We start from the raw sequence: 23,559 nt of genomic DNA on the forward strand, positions 1-23,559 counted from the left end.
CGCCGATACTGATGACGAGGACGATCACCGACCATGCGGTCAGTCGAACGGGGCTTTGTCGATGCCACAGCTGGTACCGGCCGGGGGCAGTTGCCCGGACGTCAGGTACTCCCGCTTGACCTGTTCGGCGCAGGTGCTCGCTACGTACATGCTGCTGTGGCCCGCGCCCTCGATCACGACCACCTGGGCGCTGGCAAGTTCGGCGGCGCCCGTGACCGCGCCGGACAGCGGTGTGGCCGGATCGAATCTGCTGTTGAGGACCAGAATCGGGGCCGAGGTCGAGCGATTCCACGGGCCGGTGTATCGGTCGGCGTCGTGGCCATGCCAGAAGGCGCAGACGGTGGTGTCGAAAACGCCGACTCGTCCGAAGTGTGGTACCCGCAGGTCCTCTGCGATCGCCGCGCGGCTATAGACGGCGGGATCGGTGGGCACGGCACTGTCACTGCATTGGATCGTGTAATACGCCTCGGTGCGGTTGCCCAGATACGAGGCCTCGGCGATCGCCTGCAGGCCAGCGAGCGCCGGAAGGCTGGTGCCCGAATCGAACAGCGACTGCAACAGGGTGGCAAGGTCCGGGTAGGTCGACGGCTGCGAAAGCGCGCTGGCCGCACCAATGATCGCCGAATAGGTCCAGGTCTGACCCGCCACCTTGATGGGCGCCAGCCGCGCCCGCTGGGTGAGCACCGTCCATTTCAGTCGCGGATCGCCCGCACCGAATGCGCAGCGTGGACCGGCTAGCCCGCACTGGCGGAGGAATTCGTCGAAGGTGTCTGCGATACCGGCGGCCACATTCTGTCTGGTGTCCAATGGGACTGTCGTGCCCTGTCCGTCATGGCCGTTGACGTTGCCCTCGAAGTCCAGCGACCCGTCGAACACCATCGCCCGCACTCGGCTGGGGAACATGTTCGCGTAGCTCGCACCGAGTTGGGTGCCGTAGGAAATTCCGTGGTAGGTGAGTTGCGGATCGCCGACCGCGCGGCGCAGCAATTCCAGATCGCGCGCGGTATTGGCGGTGGACGCGTGATTCAGGATCGGCCCGGCGTTGCGTTCGCAGCGGTCGGCGAATTCCTCGGCGTAGGCGAAGTACTCGGCTTCGCCGCTGGCATCGGTGGGCATTTCCGGGCTGGCGCCGAGGAAGGCGAGTTGTTCGTCCGTGTTCGGGAAGCAGCGGGTCGCCGAGCTGCGTGCCACCGACCGCGAATCCCAGGCCACGAGATCGAAGCGCGACCGCAGCTCATCGGAGAACAACCACGGCCAGCGAGCCCGCTCCCGGAGCCGGTCGACGCCGGATGGGCCGGGGCCGCCGAAATTGACGAACAAGGTACCGATGCGACGGCTCGGATCAGCGGCCGGCAGCTTGATCACCGCAAGGTCGATGTGGTCGCCATCGAGTTGGTGGTAGTCCAGCGGCACTCGCGCGGCGGTGCACTGAAAGCCGTCCTGGCACTCGGACCAGTGCAGTTCCGGTGTCGGCGCGGCCTCGGCGAGACCATCGAGATAGGGGTCGACGCCGTCGGTGGCCGCGGCGGGCGTGCCGAGCGCGGCGGCACTGCAGACAAGTGCGAGTACCACAGCGCTGATTCGACGAGAACCGTCACGCCGCAGTCGCGAAACCAATGGAGCCTCCTGTGCGTAGATCAACGAACCCGGGCCCCGCGGGATCGGTGAAAGAAGCTGTTCCCGAGTCGCAATCGACTGGTGAGAGCAGCCCAATCGCCGAGCGGCGCCGCTGATATCTATTAGAGATTCAGCCAAATGTCAACTGCGGTAACGAATTCAGATGAAGCTTCGCTGCTGTATATCCTCGCCGGGGCGATCCGCGTCTGGTCATTGCTGCCTGGTCGGTGGCCGCGATCGCTGTCCCGAATCCAACACCAGCATGCGTCCGCCGGACAGCCGAACCGGAAATGGCGCACGACATCGTTGCCGACCAGCCTCGGTGCGCTACGAACTCACCGCGGTCTCGCCAAGTCGGCCGAGGACATGTGGCGGTAATCCGGAGAACTGCCACTGAACGTGACTTCGAAAATCACTGAAGCGTCTTCGAGAACCAACAGTAGAGCTACCCCCGCGGTGCATTGCCGATGATGCGGTCGATGGTGGAGCGGCCGACGCAACCTCTCGGTTTCAGCGCAAACGCTCAGCCGAGGAAGTCGGCCGTCCACCAGCCAGCCTGCTGCGGTGTCGTGTCGTCGCAGCCTGGGCTGATAACGCTAGCCCGGTGGTCACCGCGGGTGCCGAGGTAGCTTTTCCGGTATCCGCCTGGGTATTACCGAGGCGTTTCGGTCCAGGTGACCGGCAGTTCGTGGACGCCGTAGATATTCATGTCGGTCTTGAGCTTCACCTCGGCGGCGGGAATGGCGAGCTCGAGGGTCGGGAAGCGACGCAGGAGTCCGGCGAAACCGGCGCGCATCTCGATGCGGGCCAATTGTTGGCCGAGGCATTGGTGCACGCCGTGGCCGAAGGACGTGTGACCGCGGGCCGTGCGGTGGATATCCAGGGTGTCGGGGTTGCCGAAGCGCTGGGGGTCGTGGTTGGCGGCCAGCAGTGAGACGACGACGGTCGATCCCTTGCCGATCGTTTCACCGCCGAGTTCGATGTCCTCCGTGGCGTAGCGATAGAAGATGTCGGCAACGGACAGGTAGCGCATCAGTTCCTCGACGGCATCGGGTAGCAGACCCGGGTCGGCGCGCAGTTCGGCCAGCTGCTCCGGATGCTCGAGGAGCGCGAAGGTGCCCAGTGCCAGCGTGTTGGCGGTGGTCTCATGACCCGCGAGCAGCAGCATGAAGGCGATGCCGATCAACTCCTCCATGCTGAGGTCGTCATCGCGGGCCAGATCGGACAGTATGTCCTCGTCGGGTTCGGCGCGCTTGCGGGCGACCAGTCCGGCCAGGTACGTGGTCATCGCGCCGTACGCGGCCATCTTCTCTTCCAGCGACTGGTCCCTGACCAGGAACTTGGCCGAGTTGACCTGGAAGGTCTCCCGGTCCGCGTAGGGGACACCGAGCAGTTCGCAGATCACCAGCGAGGGCACCGGCAGCGTGAACTCTTTGACCAGGTCGACCGGCGGGGTGCGGCCCGCCAGCTCGTCCAGCTGCCGCTCGGTGATGTCGGTGATGTGCTCTTCGAGCTGTTTCACGCGTCTGACGGTGAAGGCGCCGGTGAGCTTGCGCCGCAGCCGGGTGTGGTCCGGCGGGTCCATGGCGACGAACAAGCCCGGCACCTGCGGGGACGGCTCGTTAGAGCTGGGCATACCGGGAGTCTCGTACGGCACGTGGACAACGCCGATGTCCTGGCGGGAGCTGAACCGGGTGTCGGCCAGGAGCTTGCGGGCCGCGTCGTAGCCGGTGACGAGCCAGCCCTGGTGACCATCGGGAAAGACCATGGGGCTGACCGGGCGAGCCTCGCGCAGCCGAGTGATCTCGGCGGGCGGGTCGAAGGGGCCGGCATCGCGCTCCATGGGAAGGCCGTGCGGAATGGGGTGATTCATTGAATTTCCTTTCGTAGCCCTTATCGGACGACGGTGATCGCGCCGGACGGACACAGCTGGACGGCCTCGCGCACGGCCGACTCCCGCTCGGGCGCGGGGGTGGACTCCAGCGCCACCACCCGGCCGTCCTCGATGTCCTGGTCGAACACCTCGGGGGCGGTCAGTGCGCACATACCGGCGCTGATGCAGCGCTCGCGGTCAACCCTGATTTCCATTGGTTCCCCTTCTTCCCGCATGACCGGGAGGGAGCGCGCCGTAGCCGAGCGTTTCGGTGCGCAGCTCGATGACATCGGGGATCGCCTTGTCCCCGTATGTCTTTCGCGGCCCGAAGGCCGCCATTTCTGAATCGACCCGACATCGAGCCTACGCCGTGTTCGACCTATTGGAGGTCCGATCTTGTTTCGGCTCTTCGCATTTCGCGTACCGGATGATCTCGGACCTCCCCGGTCGCCGACATCCCATGACCCGTGCTGACGGATCCGACGGGGTCAGACGGCAGTGGCGTGGCGGATGATGATGTTGCCGTAGGAGTTTCGCGCGTAGACCTGCACGATGTCGTCAGCGTCCCCGGAGCGGGCGACCGGTTCCATCAGGTTCTGCACGGTGCCACTCAAAGCGTTGGTCTCCAGCCGCGCCGCGCTGCCCGGGTGGATACCCACCTCCAGTTCGCCCATGGAGGTTTCCAGCCGCAGCACACCGCGCGAGGCTTCGCCGATGCGGATATCGCCCTTGGCGACTTTTGCGGTCACCGCACCGCGCGTGCGATCGAGGACGATGTCACCGGCGGAGACCTCCACTTCGCAGTCGCCGAGTTCGCCGGTGCTCAGCACACGACCCACACCCGCGGTGGCCTTCAGGCGGGAGCCGGTGGGCACCTCGATGGTCACCTCGATCGACGGGTTGCCGCCGAACGGGGTGTAGGTCCGCCAGTCCTTCGGCGTCTGCACGATCAGGGTGCCACCGGCGAAATCGACCCGGGTGTCCTCGGCGGCGCGGACGTCGCCCTTCTTGGACGCATCGGCCGGGCGGACCTCGACGACGGTCTCGGTCCGGTCGGAGGCGATCACGGTGACGTTGCCGGAAAGCACCTCGACGGCGACGGCGATCGGTTCCAGGGTCTTGAATGCGGGCATGGCTGGCTCCTTCAGTGGGTGAAGCGGTTGATATGTGAACCGGGAGGCATTCCGTAGTCCGGAAGCCGCACTCGCTGTGCTGTTCACACGGAGTACTTTCGCCAGAGCGGCTGATATCGAGCTGACGCCGAGCTGACACGTCCACCGACACGGTGTTTGCCCTGGTCAAGCGGGTAAAGATGATGAACGGGCGGCCATTGGACCGGTTGCCCGGCAACATGTTTCGCCTTGCGCCCGGTCGCCGCCCCGCGGAGCGGTTGTCCGCCGCGGGCAGGGCGACCCGATGACCGCCGATCATCCACGGCAGAATGGTCCGGTGCAGATCGGCGTGCTAGGACCGCTGGAGATCCGAGTGGATGACGGCGGATTGATCGAAATATCTGGTTCTCGGCTGCGGGCGTTATTGATCGCCCTCGCGCTCGAACCCGGTCGCGCGGTCCCGAAAACGCAGCTGGTCGACTGGATTTGGGGTGAGCAGCCGCCCTCCGACGCGGCGAATGCCTTGCAGGCGCTGGTCTCCCGGCTGCGCAGGGCGCTGCCGGACGGATCGCTCGATGTGCAGGCTGGTGGATACAGGCTGGCGGTGCAACCCCAGGCGGTCGACGCCGTGCGGTTCGAACAGCTTCTCGAGCAGGCCCGCGGCGGTACGGACCTGCAACGGGCCCCGCTGTTGCGCGATGCCCTCGCATTGTGGCGCGGTGCGCCCATGCAGGACGTCGAGGTACGGGAAAGCGCGGCCGTCGACGCGCTGGTCACCCGGTTCGAGGGGCTGCACCTCGCCGCCTTGGAGGACCGATACGAAGCGGAGATCCGCCTCGGCCGGGGTCCGGAAGTGGTCGCCGAGCTGACCGAGGAGGTGGCCCGGAATCCGGTGCGGGAACGGCTCGTCGCCGCGCTGATGCGGGCACTGGCCGCCGCGGGTCGCGGTGCCGAGGCATTGACCGTGTATCAGCGGGCGCGCGAAGCCCTCGCCGACGAGTTGGGCGTGGACCCCGCACCGGAGCTGTCCGCACTGCACGTTGCGCTGCTGCGCGGTGAAGTGGGTGCGCGGGAGGAAGACCGCACGACAAACCTGCGGGCCGAGTTGACCAGATTCGTCGGCAAGCATGCCGATATCGCCGCGGTGCGCGCACTCCTGGCCGACCATCGGCTCACCACATTGACCGGACCCGGCGGCTCCGGAAAAACCCGGCTGGCCATGGAAACCGCGCGGACTCTGCTCGACGACCTACCGGACGGGGCCTGGCTGGTGGAACTGGCGTCCGCCGACGCGAGTGGTGACGTAGCGCAGGCGGCGCTCGCCGCGCTCGGGCTCCGGGATGCGCTGCTCGGCGGCGCACCGAATGCGGAACCGATGGAGCGGCTCATCGCGGCGATCCGCGATCGCGAAACGCTGTTGATCCTGGACAACTGTGAGCACGTGATCGAGTCTGCGGCGGCGTTCGCCCACCGAGTGCTCGGGGAATGTCGGCGGCTGCGGATTCTTGCGACGAGCCGGGAACCGCTCGGAATTACGGGTGAGGCATTATGGCAGGTCCAGCCGTTGGCGTTGCCCGGCGAAGGTGCGAACCCCGACGAGATCGAGTCCTCCCCGGCCGTTCAGCTGCTCCGGGACCGAGCCGGTGCGGTGCGCCAGGATCTCCCGGCCGATGCCCGCACGCTGTCCACCATGGCGCGCGTCTGCCGGGCGCTCGATGGCATACCGCTGGCGATCGAATTGGCGGCAGCCAGATTGCGCACCATGTCCCTCGATCAGCTCGCCAACCGCCTCGATGATCGATTCCGCCTGCTGACCGGCGGCAGCCGCACCGCGATACCGCAGCACCGGACGCTGCGCGCGGTGGTCGACTGGAGCTGGGAACTGCTCACCGACGCCGAACGGATGGTCCTGCGCAGGCTCGCGGTGTTCTCCGGCGGCGCGAGTCTGGATGCGGCCGAACAGGTTTGCGCGGACACCGGGGGTGGGCCCGAAGGGCAGGGGGACGGGATGAACACCGCAGTCGAGCAGTGGGAGGTGCTCGAGCTGCTGACCGCGCTGACCGAGAAATCGCTGCTGCTCATCGCGGCGGACGACGGGCCGCGCTATCGGATGCTCGACACGATCAAGCAGTACGCCCGTGACCGGCTCGTGGAGGCGGGCGAAGCGGATTCGGCGCGCCGAGCGCATCTCGCATACTTCACCGGACTCGCCGCGACCGCGGAGCCGTATCTGCGCCGGGCCGAGCAATTGGAGTGGCTGGCCACGCTCGAGGCCGAGCACGACAACATCGCGGTGGCGATGCGCGGCGCGCTCGCGGCCGACGACGCGACCGGGGCGATACAGCTCGCGGCGGCCGCTGGCTGGTACTGGTGGCTCGGCGGGCATAAGGCCGAGGGCACGGAGCTTGTTATGGCGGCCGCCGACCTGCCCGGCGAGGTGGACGATGCGACCCGGGCCACGGTGTACGGGCTGGTTGTGCACTTCCTGAGTTCCGGGCGCAATGACGAGCATCAGGTGGCGGAATGGATCCGCAAGGCGTATCAGCTCAGCCGGGGCATCCCGGCCCATCATCCGGCGCTGAGTTTCGTTGTCGCGCTGGAACGCATGTTGCGGGGGTCGGACGAGTATCTGCCCGCATTCGAATCGCTGCTCACCGACGACAACCCCTGGGTGCGTGCGCTGGCCAGGCTGCAGCTGGGCAAGATGCGGATCGTGCTCGGCCAGGACGGGCAAGAGGCGGACGGGTATCTGGAGACGGCGCTCGCCGAGTTCCGGGCCGTCGGTGAGCGCTGGGGGATCTCGTTCGCGCTGACCGAGTTGGCCGATCGCATGGCCACCCGCGGTGAATTCGCCAGTGCGTGTGAGCTTTTCGAGCAGGCGATCGCGGTGGTCACCGAGGTCGGCGCGATCGAGGATGTGGTCCCGATGCGGGCGCGGCAGGCTCAGTTGTATTGGCTGCTGGGCGATCCGGAGGCGAGCGCGGCCGCGGTGGCCGAGGCGCAGCGCTGCGCGGATCAGGCCGCCTGGCCGAATGCGCTGGCCGAGGTGGCCCTGGCGAAGGCGGAGCTGGCCCGTTGGAGCGGCGACACCGAGCAGGCATACCGGCAGATCGACGTCGCGACGACCATGCTGGGCAACGACGCGGAGCAGCCGCACAACAGCGCGATGATCCGTGAACTGCGCGGCTTCCTAGCGCAGGATCTCGACGAAGCCCGTGCCCACCACGCCGCGGCGTTCCGGGCGGCATCCGAAGCCGGGCATGCTCGCCTCATCGCAAATGTGCTCGTCGGCATCGCGGATCTGGCGCTGCGTGCGGACCAGAACGCACAGGCCGTGCGGCTGCTCGCGGCGAGTGCGGGAGTGCGCGGGCTGTCGGATCGTTCGCTGCCGGATGTGGACCGAATCGAGCAGACAGCACGACGCCGCCTCGGTGACACGAAGTTCACCGAGGCGGCGCAAGCGGGCGCGGAGGCGGATTGGCAGGAACTGGTCGCTTCTACACTCGCTTGTTGAAAGTGGCACGGGACCACAGGAATCCGACGATGGCGAACCCGGCGCTCCAGGCCAGCGCCGCGGCGGTGTAGCCGCCGGACGGGTGGCCGGTGAGAAATCCGCGCAGGGCTTCGATGATCGGCGTGAAGGGCTGATACTGCGCGAACTGCCGGATGCCCTGTCCCATCTGGTCGGCGGGCACGATCGCGCTGCTCAGGAATGGCAGCATGATCAGCGGCACCACGCTCATGCCCGCGGACTCCGGGGTCTTGGCGGCCATACCCAGCGCCACCGTGAGCCAGGAGGCCGCGAACGATGTCGCCAGAATGACGCCGATCGCGCCGAACCAGTCCGTTGCGGTCGCGTCCGGCCGGAAGCCCAGCGCGAAGGCCACGCCGATGATCGCCGTAATGGCAACCACATTGGTCAGCATGGTGGCCACGACATGGCCGATCAGGATGGCGCTGCGGGAGACGGACATGACCTTGAACCGGTTGATGACGCCCTTGGCCATATCGGAGCTCACCGAGACCGCGGTGCCCGACAGCCCGTAGCTGATGGCCAGCATCAACATTCCCGGTGTCGAGTAGTTGATGTAGTCTTCGCCGACATTGAACGCGTTGCCGAACACGTACACGAAAATCAACATCATCATGACCGGCATCAGCGCGGCATTGAAGATCGTGACCGGGGTCCGGGCGATGTGCTTGAAGTTGCGGCGCAGCATGGTCGACGAATCGGCCAGCGATGCGGAAATGGTGCTCATTGTGCGACAGCCTCCGTGGTAGCGCGCCCGGTCAGGGCGAAGAAAACATCATCGAGATCAGGGGTGTGGATGGAGACCTCGGCGGCCTCGATCGAGTACGCGGCGAGCCGATCCAGCAGGTCCCGCAGGAATTTCGAGCCGCCGTCGCCCGGCACCCGCAGGGCCAGGGCCTCGTCGTCCGGGGTAGAGCCGGGCAGGATCCGTGCCGCCGCCTCCAGTTGCGTGGTGTCGGTGAACCGGAGCCGAATGTGGCTGCCGGGCACCCGGCGCTTGAGCTCATCGGCAGTGCCTTCGGCGACGATGCGGCCCTGGTCGAGCACCGCGATCTTGTCGGCCAGCTGATCGGCTTCCGCGAGGTACTGGGTGGTGAGGAAGATCGTCACGCCATCGGCTGTCAGCTCCCGGACGATTTCCCACATGGTGCGCCGGCTGCGCGGATCCAGTCCCGTGGTCGGCTCGTCCAGGAATACGATGTCCGGCTTGGTGACCAGCGTCATCGCCAGGTCCAGCTTCCGGCGCATGCCGCCGGAGTAGGTCGAGGCCAGCTTGCCCGCCGCCCCCTCCAGATCGAATCGTTCCAGCAGTCCGCCGACCACCTGCTTGCGCTGGGCGCCCCGCATGTGGTGCAGATCCGCCATCAGTTCCAGGTTTTCCGCACCGGTCAGCAGATCGTCCACCGCGGCGAACTGACCGGTGACCCCGATCACCTTGCGCACCGCTTCGGGCTCGGCCGTGAGGTCGTGCCCGGCGATGCGCGCCGTGCCGCCGTCGGCCTTCTGCAGGGTGGTCAGCACGTTCACCGTCGTCGTCTTGCCCGCTCCGTTCGGACCGAGCAGCGCGAAGATCGTGCCTGTATCGATATTCAGATCGATGCCGTCGAGGATCGTCTTGTCCCCGTATGCCTTCCGCAGCCCGGAGGCCGCGATTGCTGCGTTGTTCATGTGAACACAGTCGCCAGCCCGGCTGATACCGACCTGATAGCGACCTGACACGCCGACTGACACGGTGTTCGACCTGGTCACAGCCGACCAGGGGTGGCGAACGATCCTATTCGGGTGACTGCTGTCCGGCCGCGATGATGTCCGCCAACTCGCGGTCGGTCGCGCTGAGCTCCCGGTCCGGCTCGTCTTTGCGCCTGGAGCGGATATACAGCCATTGCAGCAGCCCCGTACCGAACACTCCGGCCGCCAGGGTGGCCAGACCGATCTTCCAGCCGGGCGGGCGCCAGGTCAGTTCCAGGTCGGCGTCGCGGGTGCCCGCGGGGATATCCACGGCGACAAAGGACTTGGCCACGGTCGTGAACGGGATCGGCTTGCCGTCGAGGGTGACCCGGTAGCCGGGCCAGCCCAGTCGGGCGAACACCACGCGCCCGCCGGTGTCGGAGGAGACGCGCACACGGCTGACGGTATTGGTCTCCGACACCGATGAGGCAGTGACGTTTCGGGTGTCGGCGACCCGGCCGTTCACCGTGGAGACCGGGCCGTTGATCCGCTCCAGCACGGCGATGTAGCGCTCGTGGCCCGGGTAGTCGACCCACTGCCAACCCTCAGGGGCGGGCTGGTTGCGAGCGTCGGGAAACAGGGCCTTCTGCAATACGACCCGGTCGATGAGCATCAGATCGACGAGCGGGCGACCGGTGCTGTGCTCGGGTGCGAAGACGCGGCGGTAGGCGTCGGGGCAGACGCTGGAATCCCAGCGCATGCACAGCATTTCGCCGAAGTAGTAGTGGCCGGTCGGGGTGTATCCGTTGACGTAGTTCAGTTCCATGTCCTCGGCGTAGTTGCCGAAAACCAGTGAACCGTAGGCGCCTTCGAGATTCTTGTCGCTCGGCTGCAGCAGCCCGCGCTCGCCGAGTTGGAGGGTGGTGCCGGTGAAGTCGGGGAACGCCGCTCGTGCCTCGGCCCGGTTCGCGGGCAGATTCCACGGCATCGGCGTCGGCTGGGCGGCATTGACCTGGTAGTAGGCGATCGGGAACATTGCGACGATGGTCAGCGCCACGGCCGCGGCGGTGCCCCGGCGCAGGCCGAGCCACACCACGCCCGCGCCTACCGCGGCGATCACCAGCGCCGCCGTGATGTGCCGGAACACGTTGTGCGGGTCCGCGGAGAACGACCGCACCCACAGCGTCAGAATCAGCACCCCGGCGGCGATGCCGCGGTTGCGCCAATTCCGGACGGTGCCATAGCGGCCGAGCAGCACGCCCACCAGCACGAGCAGGCCGATCGCCAGCATCGGCAGCACGCGGACCGGCCAGCGCAGCGGTCCGATCGTGCCGGGGCCCGCGGTCCACATCAGCATGATGAGCGTGAACAGCGCGACCGCGGACAGTTCCTGCCAAGCCCGCCGCGCCCGGCCCCAATCAATGAAGGCAAGTGCCGGAATCAGGAACCAGGCGACGTAGGTGAGCGGCATCGGCTGGATATAGCCCCACCAGGACGTGAACGCGGGCAGCGTGCTCGGCAGGCTGGCATTCAGCGATTCCGACCAGGGAATGGTCAGGAACTGATCGTTGATAATGCTGGAGACGCCGCGCCAGGTCACCTTCGCCGCCAGCATGCTCGGCAGGAACGTGAGCAGTCCGGCGAGCCCGGCGCAGGCAGCCGCAAACGCGAGGCGCAGCACCGGTTTCCACGCGCGGTGGTACACGATCTCCCCGACGGCCACCGCGAGCAGCATCAGCGCCGCTTCCACGGCGGGGAAGATGTACTGCGTCGAGATGGTCAGATACAGATACCCGAACACCGGAACGGGACCGGCCTTGCCACGGGTGTAGCGCACCGAGGCCGCCCAGGCGTGCACCAGCCAAGCCGTGCCGGTGAGGGCGGTCATCCAGCTGGCCTCGTCGAAGAACAGGAAGAAACCCGACAGCGGGAACGCGACGCCCGCCGCGGCCGACCACGCCGGGCGGCCACCGTAGGCCAGGCAGATCCGATACACCCCGAGGGCGGCGATGATCGAGAAGACCAGTTTGACGATCGTCGCGTACAGCGCCAGATTGTCGACCGACGGCGCGATCAGGTCGACCAACAGCTGCGGCGGATTGAACAGGCCCGCATCGTCGATGGTGTTATTGCCCGACATCCACCGATCCGGCCACAGCACCGGAAACTGTCCGTTGCGCAGCGCCCGTCCCAGCGCCACCCACAGGCCGGTGTACTGGGATTCGGTGTCGTCGGTATAGAAGTGACGGCCGTTGGCCAGCAGGACCGCGGCGTATCCGGCGATGACCCCGATCGCCGTGACCGCCGCCCACCGCGAGATATCTCGCCGAGTGGGCTCGGAAATCGAGTTCTGCGTGGCCCCCGAAGGTTCGGCCAGCGCCGCCTTCGACACTGCACTGTCCGTCACGAGTTCCACACCCTCCTCGGCATGCCCGTATTCGATGCCCTCATGCCGCGAGCACGAACAATTTCTCACGGCCACCGGCGATCAACGACCGGTGCAGGATACGAGATTCATATGGACCGAACAGCTGATCCAATGTCTGCTCGGTAAAGCGATGGCTTTGCGCCCCCTCACCGGCGTCGGTGTAGCGGCGAGCGATCGCGGCCACTACGCGGTTGCTGCTGGACGCCAGGTTCCGGATCGGTTCGGCGATGATGACGTGCTTGTGCGCGGCCGCCAGCATCCGGTCGAGGACGGGAACCGGCTCGGGCAGGAACTGGTACATGCTCGCCTGCATCACCAGATAGTCGGCCTCCGGAAACGGGTCGTCGGAGTGCACGTTCCACACCGTGCCGTGCCCGCCCGCGTCGTTGAGACGAGCGATGAACCGGCTGTTCAGATCCAGGCCGATATAAGTGCCCGCCCGCCCGCGCAGGTAGCGGGTATAGAGCGTCGCCGGACCACAGCACACGTCGACGACATCGGCGCCCTGGGGGATCAGCTCCGCGATCGCGCGAAACCGGGCCTGATAGTGCCGCCCGTACAGCCCCCGCATGAGCAGTTGGTAGACGGTTGCGTTGCGGTAGACCAGGCTGGTTCCCAATAGATTCCTTTGCGGACTGTTGGAGATCGGCTGCCGCGCCGGATGGTACGGGATGAGCGGGAGCGGGTCCATGCGGGGCCGTGGTCGCACCTGCCGTTTCGCCGCCGTGTGACGTCATGTTTCGAATAACTCTCGCGGCTCGCAGCCGCCGCGGCGGTATCCATAACGATCCGCTGGCGCGCCTGCATTCGGCTATACATTCCGTGGATACGGCAATATGCTCCCACTCGTGTCGAATCTGCGGATCAGCGAGGTTGCTGCTTTGATGGGTGTCAGCGATGACACCGTGCGGCGGTATATCGATCAGGGGCGACTGAACGCGATCCAGCTGGACAGCGGCCGCAAGGGCGTGAGCGGCCGTGAGCTGGCGGAATTTCTACAGGCCAACGCCGACGCGCCGGAGCCCGGTGCCACGGTGGCCGTTTCCGCGCGGAACCGGATGCGCGGAATCGTGACGCGAATCGTGAAGGACACGGTGATGGCCCAGGTCGAGATGCAGGCCGGGCCCTTCAAGCTGGTGTCCCTGCTGAGCCGGGAATCGGTCGACGAACTCGGCCTCGAGGTCGGCAGCGTGGCGGTCGCGTCGGTCAAGTCCACCCACGTTGTTGTAGAAATCCCGGAAAGTTGATGAGGATGAGGATGATTCGTTCGCTGAGTGCGGTTGCCCTGACCGGCGCCGTCGCCTTGACACTGGTCGGCTGTGGATCGGACAAATCGGCCGACCCGGCCCCCACCGACAAGATCTCCGGAACGGTGACGGTATTCGCGGCCGCATCGTTGACCGAGACGTTCACCGAACTGGGCAAGCAATTCGAGGCCGCACACCCCGGCACCAAGGTTGTCTACAGCTTCGGCGCGAGTTCGGCACTGGCGGAACAGATCAAGCAGGGTGCCCCCGTCGATGTATTCGCCTCGGCGGCTCCGAAGAACATGCAGCAGGTCGTCGACGCGGGCGATATCACCGGCAAGCCGGTGACCTTCGTGCGCAACCGCCTCGAAATCGCGGTCCCCAAGGGCAATCCCGGCCATATCACCGGACTCGCCGACTTCGGCAAGACCGAACCGAAGATCGCGCTGTGCGCCGAGCAGGTGCCGTGCGGCGCCGCCGCCAAGACCGTATTCGAGGCCGCGGGTGTCAACCCGCAGCCCGACACCCGCGAGGCCGACGTCAAAGCGGTGCTGACGAAGGTGACCCTCGGCGAGGTGGACGCTGCGCTGGTCTACCGCACCGATGTGCAGGCCGCGGGCGACAAGGTGGAGGGCATCGACTTCCCCGAGGCCGATAAGGCGATCAACGACTACCCGGTCGCAGCACTGGCCAAGGCACCCAACTCCGCTGCCGCCGCGGCATTTGTCACGTTCATCGAGTCCGACCAGGCCCGCGCGGTATTCACCAAGGCGGGATTCGACAAGCCGTGATCCGGACGTCGGCGCGACGGCAGGCAGCACGCGGGCGGCGACCGCTCATCCTCGTGCTGCCCGCCGTCTGCGGCTTGGCGTTCCTATTGTTGCCGCTGGTCGGACTGCTGCTGCGCGCGCCCTGGCACGGCATGCCCGACCGCTTGTTCAGCGCCGAAGTCGGCCGGGCACTGCGCCTATCGCTGGTATGCGCGAGCCTGGCGACTGTCGTGTGCCTGGTATTCGGTATCCCGCTGGCATGGCTGCTCGCACGCGGCGAGGTACCGGGACTCGGATTCGTCCGAGCGCTGGTGACCGTCCCGCTGGTACTGCCGCCGGTCGTCGGCGGGGTCGCATTGCTGCTGGTATTGGGCAGGCGCGGCATCATCGGCCGCCATTTGAACGAATGGTTCGGTGTTTCACTGCCTTTCACCACCGCCGGGGTCGTGGTCGCCGAGGCGTTCGTGGCGATGCCGTTCCTGGTCATCTCCGTCGAAGGCGCACTGCGCGGAGCCGATCCCCGCTACGAAGAAGCCGCCGCGACCCTCGGTGCATCGCGCTGGCTGACCTTCCGACGGGTCACCATGCCCTCGGTCATGCCGGGCGTGATCGCGGGCGCGGTGCTGTGCTGGGCCCGCGCACTCGGCGAATTCGGCGCCACCATCACCTTTGCGGGCAATTTCCCCGGCAAGACCACGACCATGCCGCTGGCGGTATACCTGGCCCTGGAAACCGATCCCGAGGACGCGATCGTGCTCAGCCTGGTACTGCTGTTCGTCTCGGTGGCCGTACTCGCGGCGCTGCGGGACCGGTGGACCCGAGGCGCGATATGACCCTCGACGCCGAAATACGCATCACCCGAGGCAGATTCGAACTCGACATCAACGTCACCGTGGCAGCCGGAGAAGTCGTCGCACTGCTCGGACCCAATGGGGCGGGCAAGACCACCGCACTGCGGGCGCTGGCCGGACTCACCCCACTCACCGGCGGGCGCATCCGGCTCGACGAAAACACCTGGGACGCACCGCCGAAGCTGTTCACCCCCGCCGAGCGCCGCGCGGTCGGCGTCGTATTCCAGGACTACCTGCTGTTCGCGCACATGTCCGCCCAGGACAACGTCGCCTTCGGGCTGCGTGCCCGCGGACAGCACCGCCGCGCGGCCCGCGACCGCGCCGAATATTGGCTCGACCGGGTCGGCCTCGCCGAACACCGACACGCCAAACCCCGCGCGCTGTCCGGCGGCCAGGCGCAGCGCGTTGCCCTGGCCCGCGCGCTGGCGACCGATCCGCAGCTGCTGCTGCTCGACGAACCGCTGGCCGCGTTGGATGCGAGCACCCGTTTACAGGTTCGCTCCGACCTCGCCCACCACCTCGCCGACTACACCGGGCATACGGTGCTGGTCACCCACGATCCGCTCGACGCCATGGTGCTCGCCGACCGCCTGGTCATCCTCGAAGACGGCAATGTCATCCAAGAAGGACCACCCAGCGAAGTGGCGCGCAGACCTCGCTCCGACTATGTCGCAAACCTGGTGGGCCTCAACCTCTATCGCGGCACCGCCCACGGCAATACCGTCGACCTCGACGACGGCGGAACACTCACCGTGGCCGAGCCGGCCCAGGGCGCAGTGCATGTCGCGTTCCCGCCCAACGCGGTGAGCCTGCACCCCGAACAACCCGCGGGCAGCCCGCGAAACACCTGGCCGGTCACCATAATCGGGCTCGAACAGCACGCCCACACCACCCGAGTCCGCTTGGACGGCAGCCCATCGGTCCTCGCCGACGTCACCCCCGCAACCGTCGCCGATCTGCGCCTGCAGAACGGCGCACCATTGTGGGCCGCGGTCAAGGCCACCGAAGTCCACGTCTACCCGGCGTGAACGCCTGCGTCGAGAAGGTCTCGACCGACAAGCGCTACGTCCGCGACGTCTGTCGGAATCGCCCCAGGTCACGGATCCGCCGCGCATCCCACTCATTGGACACACCGCTGCCTAGACTGACTGCCATGCGACTGAGCACCCGCAATCAACTCGACGGCACCGTCATCTCGGTCACCCGCGGTGAAGCGATGGCTGTCGTACGAGTCCGACTCACCGGAGGCGATGAAATCACCTCCTCCATCACCCGCGATGCCGCCGACGACCTCGCACTCACCGACGGCACCCCCGTCAAAGTCCTGATCAAATCGACCGAAGTCACCCTCGGCATCGACTAGCTCCATCCGGCCGCCCGGTCTCGACCGGACGGCCGGCCCCGGGGGATCGACCATCCTCCGCACCATCCCATCGCGCCCGTCTTTGCAGCACACCCGCACCGGCGGAGCAGCCCCGATGCCAGTAACCGAGTCCGACAGCCCGTACCTGACAGGAAGATTCGGCTTCGACGGCGGCTGGATCATCAGTGGTCGAGGAATGCGGTGAGCTCCGCATCGACGGCGGCAGGATCATCCTCATGGGCGTTGTGGCCCGCGCCTGCGAGCATTCGCAGCGTCGCCCTGGGGATCAGTTGTGCGAGCGGCTGCGCTTGCGAGGGGCTCACGACACTATCCAGTTCTCCCCAGAGGATCAGCGTCCGTGCCCTGATCGTGCCCGCCTCTCGTTGCACCTCGGCCAGATCGAGATTGCGTGGCTGCTTCCACATCGCGGTGCGGTTGTCCGCATGGCTCTGCGGGATCCAGTACGTGTCCGCGAGTTCCTTCGTCAACGTCTCGGGGTGTGCGTATGCTCCGCGCAATCCGGCCGCATAGATGTCCTCGGTCATCACCCGCGTGGCCAGTTCACCCAGGCCAGGCGTTCGCATCAGCCGCATGTTCACATTGAGCTCGGTATCCAGAACCAGTGGTGAGATGAGCACCAGTTGATCCACCTCCGAGGGATATCGCGCAGCGAAATCCACCGCGACAGAACCACTCAGGGAATGCGCCAGCACGGAGACACGGGCGAGACCGATCGCAGAGATGAACTGCCGCAAGGACTCCGCCATCGCCCGCACGTCGTATCCGAAATCCGGATCGTGCAGCGTGGTGCAGCCCGAACCCGGCAGGTCGACCGCATAGACGGTGTGATCCGTGGCAAGCGCGGCAATGATGTCGCGGTAGGTGTACGACCAGAGTGTGCCACCCGGCAGCAGCACGATGGGCGGTCCCTCGCCCGCCTTCAGATAGTGAAAGCGCGCCACCGCGGTGTCGACGAACTGCCCGTCATCGAGTGTCGGCGACTGCACGCCGCGATCCACCGAGCTGTCCGCATGCGATGCCGCCGACGGCATCGCCACGCTGACGGACAGCAAAGCGACGATCGTGGACAGCGCTCGCGACCACCGGTGTCGGCGTAACGTCCTGTCGTTCGCCATTCGATTCTCCTTTCGCATAAGCGTTCCCGCAGTAGCGGGCTCGTGTCCTGGACGAGCCGGGCAGCTCGTTCGTGACGGGTTGCGGCAATGCCGTGTGTCACACCCAGGAACGCCGTCGGTCAGGACTGCCGGATCGCGGCAACGTCGAACTCGAGGGTGACCTTCGGGCTGACCATGCCCAGGGCCGCCTTCCAGTGCACGCCCCAGTCCTTGCGGTTGATCGTGACGCTGCCCGTGAAGCCGGCTCGGAGGGCGCCCTGCTCGTCGATGTCCGTGCCGGTCAGTTCGAAGTCCACGGTGACCGGCCTGGTGGCACCGCGCATGGTCAGATCACCGGTGACCGTGATATTGGTCGAGCTGAACCGCTCCACCCGGGTCAGGGTGTAGGTGATCGTCGGGTGCTCGTCGACGCCCAAGAACTTTTTGCCCAGTAGATCGTCGCGCTGCGAGTTGTCGGTGTCGATGCTCTTCGCCTGGATCGTGAGCTGGGCGCTCGATTTCGAGGGTTCGGCGACGTCCAGGTGCGCGCTCCCCTCGAACGCACCGAACCTCCCGCGCACCCTGGTGGACATTGTGTGCCGGGCAATGAACCCGATCCGCGTGTGGCTGGTATCGAGGACGTAGTCGCCGGTCAGTTCGCTGAGTTCGATCGTGGTTGACATGGTCTGTCACTCCTGGTGAGCTATCGGATTTTCGTGGGTGTCGCGAGAGATGGTGCGCGCGATTGCGAGGGCGGCGAGTTTGTCGGGATTGCGGATGCCATAGCCGTTGCCGACCCTGCCGTCAACGATTTCGAGTAAGACGACGCCTTCGAGGTGCTCGCCGGTGTAGATGGCAACAGCGGGCTCGCTGTTGCAGTTCACCGGCTCGATCCGCATGTCCGGCCTGCGCTGTATCGGGCCGAACAGCGCGATGAGAATCGAGGCCACCTGCTCCGCACCCGTCATCACCAGCTGGCCCGCCGCAGTGGCTTTGCCGCCGCTATCGGTGGTCCAGGTGACATTCGGTGCGAGCATCGACATCAGGCCCGCCATATCACCGGTGGTCACCGCCGTCATGAACCGTTCGGTGAGCTCGGCGGTGCGCGCGGTGTCGATGGGCCCGAACCGGTTGCGCCGCGCCTGTACGTACTCGCGGGCCCGGTACGCCATCTGGCGCACCGCCGTCACGGATTTGCCTACCGCCGTGGCGATGTCGTCATAGTCGAAGCCGAATACCTCGCGCAGGACGAACACCGCGCGTTCATCGGGGGTCAGCGTTTCCAGCAGTACGAGCATCCCCATCGATACCGATTCGGCAAGCACCATATCGGCCGCGGCATCGTGTTCGGTCAACAGCAACGGCTCGGGCAGCCACGGGCCGAAGTAGTCCTCGCGACGCCGGGCATTGGCCCGCAGCGCGTTCAGTGCCTGACGGGTAACCAGTTGCGCCAGATACGATTTCGTGTCCCGCACGGTGGTGAGGTCTACCTGGGCCCAGCGCAGGTAGCTGTCCTGCAGCACATCGTCGGATTCGGTTGCGGAGCCGAGGATTTCGTAGGCGATCGTGAACAGCAGCGGCCGCAACAGGGTGAACCGCTCGGCATGCTCGTCGATGGAACTCACGGGTTTGCCACCATCTCGGCGGCCACCACCGGCTGCTCCGACCCTCTGCCGCCCTTGGCCCAGAACAACGCGCCGGGCTTGCGCGCTTCCCACCGGATTCCCCACAGCGTCCACTTGGTGGCCGTTTCTTTGATCGGCGCGCCGATGCGGCCGCCGATATAGGCGTTCATGGGTGTGTCGTCCTTGTGGCTGAGCTGCACGATCCCGGCCCGGCGGCCCAGGCTGACATTGGATCCCAGGAAGGCCATGTCCAGCACCGCGGGCTCAGCACCGGCGATTCGAGCCAGCACGGTGTCGGCGGCGTGAGCGCCGAGAGGTCCAGCGGCCTGGCAGCTCATCCGCAGCGGCCGCCTCGACGGCGCGGCCGCGTCACCGGCCGCGACAATGCGGTCGCTGTCGATGCTGGTCAGCGTCTCGTCGGTGACGAGCCGACCAAGCGCGTCGGTCTGCAGGCCGCTGCGCGCGGCCAGGTCCGGCACACCGAAACCGGCGGTCCAGACGGTGACCGCACTTGGCACCACACTCCCGTCGGCCAGTATCACCCCATCTCGCCGCACCTCGGCCACGCGCATGTTGTCGAGCACCTCGACTCCATTTCTGACCATCCACTTGGCCACCAACCGCCGCCCTCGGTCCGAGAACGTCGGAGCCAATCCATCCCCGGAGACCAGCGTGACCGCGTGACCCTGTTCGACCAGCTCGGCGGCTGTTTCGATCCCGGTGAGCCCGGCACCGACGACAGTGACCGCAGCGTTCGACGGCAACTCGCCGATGACGGCACGCAGCCGCTGAGCGTGCTCCAATTCCGCTATGGGGTAGGCGAATTCGGCTGCTCCGGGTACCGATACCGGTATCGCCGCGGTGCTGCCGACCGCGTAGACGACATAGTCGTAGTCCAGGGCGCGGCCCGACGCCAACTCCACGGTCCGCGCGGCGATATCGATGCGGACGGCGTCATCGACGACCAACCGCACGTCGTCACCGAGCAGTTCGCCGTAGTCGGCGGTGGCCTCGCCGGTGTCGGCCACGAACTGGTGCAGCCGCAGGCGTTGGACGAACTGCGGGCGGGAGTTGACCAGGGTGATCTCGACATCGTCGCGTTGTTGCAGACGGTTGGCCGCAACGGTCCCGGCGTAGCCGCCGCCGATCACGACGACCTTGGTGCAGGTGCTGTTGTGCTCGTTCATGCCCTCGTGACACCGCCCGCCACCAAGACATAACAACACGTGACGCAGGTCACCCATGACGCCAATGCGGCTCACTTGTCGATCCTTCAAGGGGCCCGTGCAGGTGATGCACGTCACGCTGTCGTGCCGTCACAGGGATGGGGTTTACCGGCGTCTTGTGCTCGTTCGGTGCGGCAGCACGGAACATCGGCAGCGAGGACGACCCTCCCCGCCGCATTCGCCAATGCAGACAGAACGGAAAGACATCATGAGCAAGGTCTGGTTCGTGACCGGTTCCTCCCGTGGCCTCGGCCGAAACTTCGTCGAGGCCGCACTGGCCAAGGGCGATAAGGTGGCCGCGACTGCCCGGAATTCCAAAAGCCTCGCAGAACTGGTCACTACCTACGGCGATGCGATCCTTCCGCTGGACCTGGACGTGACCGATAGGGATGGGGTCTTCGCGACTGTAAAGCACGCCAAAGAGCACTTCGGCCGTCTCGACGTCGTCGTGAACAATGCGGGCTATGGCCTGCTCGGAGCTGTCGAAGAGCTGACCGAGCAGCAACTTCGAGATCAGTTGGAAACCAATCTGTTCGGCGCGGTGTGGGTCGTGCAGGCCGCGCTGCCGCAGTTGCGTGACAACGGTAGCGGGCACATCATCCAGATTTCCTCGGTCGGCGGTGTGGCCGCGTTCCCGCTGGCCAGTGCGTACCACGCCGCCAAGTGGGCCCTAGAAGGTCTGAGCGAATCCCTCGCCCAAGAGGTCGCCGGCTTCGGCATCAAAGTGACCGTGGTCGAGCCCGGCTCCTACGCCACCGAGGGTGCGGCAGGCGGCGTCCACGCCGAGATCAACCCTCTTTACGCCGATATGCGCGAAGCCTTCGCCGCCTACGCGCAGTCGCTCCAGCCCGCCGACCCGGCTGCGGCCGGCCGAGCGCTCGTCGAACTCGTCGACTCCGCCAACCCGCCCCTGCGAGTGTTCTTCGGCTCGCAAGGCAACCAGGTCATTTCGCAGGTCTACGCCGACCGGCTACAGACCTGGGCCGACTGGCAAGACTTCTCGGCGAAGGCGGACGGCCACACTGCCGCTGTCTGATCGGCGACCGCCCCGCGGGAAGGCTTCTGGCCCACCGGATCTCGATCCTGCTCCACTCACCAGTTGCCCCGAGGCCCGTCGGCGACGACATCCGGATACCAGGAATCCCGGCAGGTCGGTTGCCGCCGACTTGCCTTGTGGCCCACGGTAAACCGGCTCCAAAGCGGTCGGTTCCCCGGTTCTGGCGCAAACACCGGTTTGCGTCAGAACCACCACCGGATCGCGGAAGACGGTGCGGCCGTCAGGGTGTGGTGTGGCCGGAGGACGGGCTCAGTCGACTGGGATGACCAGGGCGTCAGCCGACGTCCTGGAGCAGTAGGTGCCGCCCGTTGAGCGGACCGCCCAGCTGCATCAGCTGTCCGCCCGCACGCAGACCACCGAGGTCCAGCGCGGCGAATCCGAACTCGTCCAGCAAGCCGGCCACGTCGGCTTTCGCATCGGCATCGTCGCCCGCGTAGAAGATCACCTGCCGGCCATCGGCGTGCTGGGGGTCCGCGGCGATGAACGCGGCGAACACGGTGTTGAATGCCTTCACGATCCGCGCGCCCGCAAGGTGCCCGGCGACCCACTCGCTGCCCGTGAGATCACCGACGTCGTAGCGACCCTCCGCGGGGTTCGCCGTGGCGAACTGATTCGTCGCGTCGACGACGATCTTCCCGGACCAGTCGGTGAGGCCGGTCAGATCCGGCACGACGAAGAACGGCACCGCGAGGAATACGAGATCCGGCTGCGCCGCCTCCTCGGCCGTCACCGCGCGGGCCTTCGGCCCCAACTGCTCCACGACGGCCTGCAGCGTCTCCGGGCCCCGGCTGTTGCCGATGAGTACCTCATGGCCATGACGGACGGCCTTGTCAGCGACCGCCTGGCCGATATTTCCCGCTCCGAGAATGCCGATGGTGCTGTGTGTGGTCATGGTGCTCATCCTCGATCGTGTCAGGCCACGCGCGGTGGGTTTTCATCCAATCGGACCATCACAGTTCGAGCTGATCGTCAGAAGGAATGCCGATGAACGGCCGGGGCAGTCGGCGGAGGGCGCCGACTGGATAGCCATCATCCGGCGGCTCCTTCGCAGGCTTCGCAGTCCAGGCCGCCGTACCGGAATAGATTCGCGGACAGCATGATCAGGGCTCTCGCGTGTCGGATGATGTGGTCGGGCTCCTGGGCGTGCGGAGGGTCCGGCGGATGGCGTTGCGGAGCCAGCGGTGGGCTCCGTCGGCTGTGTGTCGGGGGTGCCAGGCCATGCTGATGGTCAGGGGCGGCAGTGCCAGGGGGATGTCGAGGAGGTGCAGTCCGAGGGTGGTCGCGTCGTCGGTGAGGGGCGACGGGTCGGCACCGGGGAGTGCGGCAGGTACGAGGCAGACGATGTCGCTGCGGGCGGCGAGGGTCATGGCGGCCAGGTGGCTGGGGAGGACGACGCTGACCCGCCGTTGGAGGTTCTGCTCGGCCAGCGCGGTGTCGAGCGGGCCGGCGAACCGGCCGCGACGGCTGACCGCGACGTGTTGGGCGGCAGCGAGCCGGGCGGGGGTCAAGGGTGCTTCGGTGAGATGGTGGCCGGGCCGGACCGCCGCCACCATGCGCAGACTGACCAGTTCTTCGACCTGGGTTTCGGGATCTACGTGGTCGATGGATCCGATCTCCAGATCGATCCGGCCGTCGCGGAGTGCAGATCCGGCCTCCAACTCCTCGGCCCGGAGCCAGAACGAGACCCCCGGCGCCTCCTGCTGGGCCAGTTGCAGCAGTCGGGAGGCCAGTGCGGCGCCGACCAGGTCGGCGGCCTGGAGGGTGAAGGTCCTGCTCAGGTCGGCGGGGTCGACGCCCGTGCCGGGGCTGAGCAGTGCTCCGAGGCTGCGTACCACCGCGGCGGCTTCGTCGCGCAGGGCCTCGGCACGCGGGGTGGGGACCATGGTCTGTCCGGCCCGGACCAGGAGGGGGTCTTGGAGGATGCGGCGCAGGCGAGCGAGGGTGCGGCTCATGGCGGCGGGTGACGTATGCAGTCGGGCGGCGGCGCGGGTGACGCTGTGCTCGGCCAGCAGGGCGTCCAGCGCGATGGCGAGATTGGCGTCGATGACCGGATCCGGGCTGTTCACCAGCATTAT

The 23,559-nt window shown here is 66.7% G+C and carries 21 protein-coding genes; 7 read left to right on the forward strand and 14 right to left on the reverse strand.

All coding sequences use genetic code 11. The features are described from left to right. Positions 1-39 precede the first annotated feature (39 nt). The 4 genes from ABZ293_RS12020 to ABZ293_RS12035 all read right to left on the reverse strand — a co-directional run bounded on the left by ABZ293_RS12020 (position 40) and on the right by ABZ293_RS12035 (position 4,623). Complete coding sequence (locus ABZ293_RS12020) at positions 40-1,572, reverse strand: alpha/beta fold hydrolase (RefSeq protein WP_355179776.1); 1,533 nt, start codon at positions 1,570-1,572, stop codon at positions 40-42. Positions 1,573-2,269: 697 nt separating this feature from the next. Next, positions 2,270-3,490, reverse strand: coding sequence for a cytochrome P450 (locus ABZ293_RS12025; protein WP_355179778.1), 1,221 nt, complete (start codon positions 3,488-3,490; stop codon positions 2,270-2,272). A 20-nt stretch (positions 3,491-3,510) separates the two neighbouring features. Beyond that, positions 3,511-3,705, reverse strand: a complete 195-nt coding sequence (locus ABZ293_RS12030; RefSeq protein ID WP_354956413.1) for a ferredoxin — start codon at positions 3,703-3,705, stop codon at positions 3,511-3,513. A 273-nt stretch (positions 3,706-3,978) separates the two neighbouring features. Then, on the reverse strand, positions 3,979-4,623 hold the full coding sequence (locus ABZ293_RS12035; RefSeq protein WP_355179780.1) for a DUF4097 family beta strand repeat-containing protein: 645 nt from the start codon (positions 4,621-4,623) through the stop codon (positions 3,979-3,981). 283 nt (positions 4,624-4,906) lie between these two features. On the opposite strand from ABZ293_RS12035, the gene ABZ293_RS12040 reads away from it, so the two are divergent. Continuing rightward, positions 4,907-8,116: a BTAD domain-containing putative transcriptional regulator gene (locus tag ABZ293_RS12040; protein ID WP_355179782.1), complete on the forward strand. Its 3,210-nt coding sequence runs from the start codon at positions 4,907-4,909 to the stop codon at positions 8,114-8,116. On the opposite strand, the gene ABZ293_RS12045 is transcribed toward ABZ293_RS12040, so the two are convergent. The 4 genes from ABZ293_RS12045 to ABZ293_RS12060 all read right to left on the reverse strand — a co-directional run bounded on the left by ABZ293_RS12045 (position 8,100) and on the right by ABZ293_RS12060 (position 12,849). Further along, positions 8,100-8,861, reverse strand: coding sequence for an ABC transporter permease (locus ABZ293_RS12045; RefSeq protein WP_355179784.1), 762 nt, complete (start codon positions 8,859-8,861; stop codon positions 8,100-8,102). The genes ABZ293_RS12040 and ABZ293_RS12045 overlap by 17 nt on opposite strands. Next, on the reverse strand, positions 8,858-9,802 hold the full coding sequence (locus ABZ293_RS12050; protein ID WP_355179786.1) for an ATP-binding cassette domain-containing protein: 945 nt from the start codon (positions 9,800-9,802) through the stop codon (positions 8,858-8,860). The genes ABZ293_RS12045 and ABZ293_RS12050 overlap by 4 nt, the downstream gene beginning before the upstream one ends. Before the next feature lie 106 nt (positions 9,803-9,908). Continuing rightward, complete coding sequence (locus tag ABZ293_RS12055; RefSeq protein ID WP_355180015.1) at positions 9,909-12,122, reverse strand: hypothetical protein; 2,214 nt, start codon at positions 12,120-12,122, stop codon at positions 9,909-9,911. A gap of 127 nt (positions 12,123-12,249) precedes the next feature. After that, positions 12,250-12,849, reverse strand: coding sequence for a class I SAM-dependent methyltransferase (locus ABZ293_RS12060; RefSeq protein ID WP_355179788.1), 600 nt, complete (start codon positions 12,847-12,849; stop codon positions 12,250-12,252). Between the two features lie 229 nt (positions 12,850-13,078). Between ABZ293_RS12060 and ABZ293_RS12065 the strand changes: the two genes are divergently transcribed. The 5 genes from ABZ293_RS12065 (at position 13,079) to ABZ293_RS12085 (ending at position 16,461) form a co-directional block, all read left to right on the forward strand. Then, positions 13,079-13,477: a TOBE domain-containing protein gene (locus ABZ293_RS12065; RefSeq protein ID WP_355179790.1), complete on the forward strand. Its 399-nt coding sequence runs from the start codon at positions 13,079-13,081 to the stop codon at positions 13,475-13,477. A gap of 11 nt (positions 13,478-13,488) precedes the next feature. Beyond that, a complete protein-coding gene (modA, locus tag ABZ293_RS12070) occupies positions 13,489-14,268 on the forward strand; it encodes a molybdate ABC transporter substrate-binding protein (protein ID WP_355179792.1) in 780 nt (259 codons plus the stop codon). Next, positions 14,268-15,080: a molybdate ABC transporter permease subunit gene (modB, locus tag ABZ293_RS12075; protein ID WP_355180017.1), complete on the forward strand. Its 813-nt coding sequence runs from the start codon at positions 14,268-14,270 to the stop codon at positions 15,078-15,080. The genes modA and modB overlap by 1 nt, the downstream gene beginning before the upstream one ends. Continuing rightward, a complete protein-coding gene (locus tag ABZ293_RS12080; RefSeq protein WP_355179794.1) occupies positions 15,077-16,126 on the forward strand; it encodes an ABC transporter ATP-binding protein in 1,050 nt (349 codons plus the stop codon). The genes modB and ABZ293_RS12080 overlap by 4 nt, the downstream gene beginning before the upstream one ends. Positions 16,127-16,251: 125 nt before the next feature. Further along, positions 16,252-16,461, forward strand: coding sequence for a TOBE domain-containing protein (locus ABZ293_RS12085; RefSeq protein ID WP_355179796.1), 210 nt, complete (start codon positions 16,252-16,254; stop codon positions 16,459-16,461). A gap of 182 nt (positions 16,462-16,643) precedes the next feature. Here ABZ293_RS12085 and ABZ293_RS12090 read toward each other — a convergent pair whose 3' ends face one another. The 4 genes from ABZ293_RS12090 to ABZ293_RS12105 all read right to left on the reverse strand — a co-directional run bounded on the left by ABZ293_RS12090 (position 16,644) and on the right by ABZ293_RS12105 (position 20,388). Next, a complete protein-coding gene (locus ABZ293_RS12090; protein ID WP_355179798.1) occupies positions 16,644-17,597 on the reverse strand; it encodes an alpha/beta hydrolase in 954 nt (317 codons plus the stop codon). A gap of 119 nt (positions 17,598-17,716) precedes the next feature. Further along, the gene (locus ABZ293_RS12095) at positions 17,717-18,259 is read right to left on the reverse strand and encodes a YceI family protein (protein ID WP_355179800.1); all 543 of its coding nucleotides are present in this window, start codon (positions 18,257-18,259) and stop codon (positions 17,717-17,719) included. 6 nt (positions 18,260-18,265) lie between these two features. Next, positions 18,266-19,201 carry an RNA polymerase sigma factor SigJ gene (sigJ, locus tag ABZ293_RS12100; protein ID WP_355179802.1) on the reverse strand — a complete coding sequence of 312 codons (936 nt, stop codon included), beginning with the start codon at positions 19,199-19,201 and terminating at the stop codon, positions 18,266-18,268. Further along, positions 19,198-20,388 carry an FAD-dependent oxidoreductase gene (locus tag ABZ293_RS12105; RefSeq protein ID WP_355180019.1) on the reverse strand — a complete coding sequence of 397 codons (1,191 nt, stop codon included), beginning with the start codon at positions 20,386-20,388 and terminating at the stop codon, positions 19,198-19,200. The genes sigJ and ABZ293_RS12105 overlap by 4 nt, the downstream gene beginning before the upstream one ends. 244 nt (positions 20,389-20,632) lie before the next feature. Between ABZ293_RS12105 and ABZ293_RS12110 the strand changes: the two genes are divergently transcribed. Further along, positions 20,633-21,463, forward strand: coding sequence for an SDR family NAD(P)-dependent oxidoreductase (locus ABZ293_RS12110; protein ID WP_355180021.1), 831 nt, complete (start codon positions 20,633-20,635; stop codon positions 21,461-21,463). A gap of 295 nt (positions 21,464-21,758) precedes the next feature. Here ABZ293_RS12110 and ABZ293_RS12115 read toward each other — a convergent pair whose 3' ends face one another. Further along, positions 21,759-22,376 carry an NAD(P)-binding domain-containing protein gene (locus ABZ293_RS12115; protein WP_355179803.1) on the reverse strand — a complete coding sequence of 206 codons (618 nt, stop codon included), beginning with the start codon at positions 22,374-22,376 and terminating at the stop codon, positions 21,759-21,761. Positions 22,377-22,584: 208 nt separating this feature from the next. Continuing rightward, the gene (locus ABZ293_RS12120) at positions 22,585-23,556 is read right to left on the reverse strand and encodes a LysR family transcriptional regulator (protein WP_355179805.1); all 972 of its coding nucleotides are present in this window, start codon (positions 23,554-23,556) and stop codon (positions 22,585-22,587) included. Positions 23,557-23,559: the final 3 nt, after the last annotated feature.

The organism is Nocardia sp. NPDC005998 (assembly GCF_040614395.1).
Lineage (GTDB): Bacteria > Actinomycetota > Actinomycetes > Mycobacteriales > Mycobacteriaceae > Nocardia.

Excerpts from the sequence above, each read along its gene's own strand:
- ABZ293_RS12045 (WP_355179784.1), bottom strand. The coding sequence starts at position 8,861 with ATGAGCACCATTTCCGCATCGCTGGCCGATTCGTCGACCATGCTGCGC.
- ABZ293_RS12080 (WP_355179794.1), top strand. The coding sequence starts at position 15,077 with ATGACCCTCGACGCCGAAATACGCATCACCCGAGGCAGATTCGAACTC.
- ABZ293_RS12090 (WP_355179798.1), bottom strand. The coding sequence starts at position 17,597 with ATGGCGAACGACAGGACGTTACGCCGACACCGGTGGTCGCGAGCGCTG.
- ABZ293_RS12025 (WP_355179778.1), bottom strand. The coding sequence starts at position 3,490 with ATGAATCACCCCATTCCGCACGGCCTTCCCATGGAGCGCGATGCCGGC.
- ABZ293_RS12085 (WP_355179796.1), top strand. The coding sequence starts at position 16,252 with ATGCGACTGAGCACCCGCAATCAACTCGACGGCACCGTCATCTCGGTC.
- ABZ293_RS12030 (WP_354956413.1), bottom strand. The coding sequence starts at position 3,705 with ATGGAAATCAGGGTTGACCGCGAGCGCTGCATCAGCGCCGGTATGTGC.
- ABZ293_RS12040 (WP_355179782.1), top strand. The coding sequence starts at position 4,907 with ATGACCGCCGATCATCCACGGCAGAATGGTCCGGTGCAGATCGGCGTG.
- ABZ293_RS12050 (WP_355179786.1), bottom strand. The coding sequence starts at position 9,802 with ATGAACAACGCAGCAATCGCGGCCTCCGGGCTGCGGAAGGCATACGGG.
- ABZ293_RS12035 (WP_355179780.1), bottom strand. The coding sequence starts at position 4,623 with ATGCCCGCATTCAAGACCCTGGAACCGATCGCCGTCGCCGTCGAGGTG.
- ABZ293_RS12105 (WP_355180019.1), bottom strand. The coding sequence starts at position 20,388 with ATGAACGAGCACAACAGCACCTGCACCAAGGTCGTCGTGATCGGCGGC.
- ABZ293_RS12115 (WP_355179803.1), bottom strand. The coding sequence starts at position 22,376 with ATGACCACACACAGCACCATCGGCATTCTCGGAGCGGGAAATATCGGC.
- ABZ293_RS12095 (WP_355179800.1), bottom strand. The coding sequence starts at position 18,259 with ATGTCAACCACGATCGAACTCAGCGAACTGACCGGCGACTACGTCCTC.
- ABZ293_RS12120 (WP_355179805.1), bottom strand. The coding sequence starts at position 23,556 with ATGCTGGTGAACAGCCCGGATCCGGTCATCGACGCCAATCTCGCCATC.
- modA (WP_355179792.1), top strand. The coding sequence starts at position 13,489 with ATGATTCGTTCGCTGAGTGCGGTTGCCCTGACCGGCGCCGTCGCCTTG.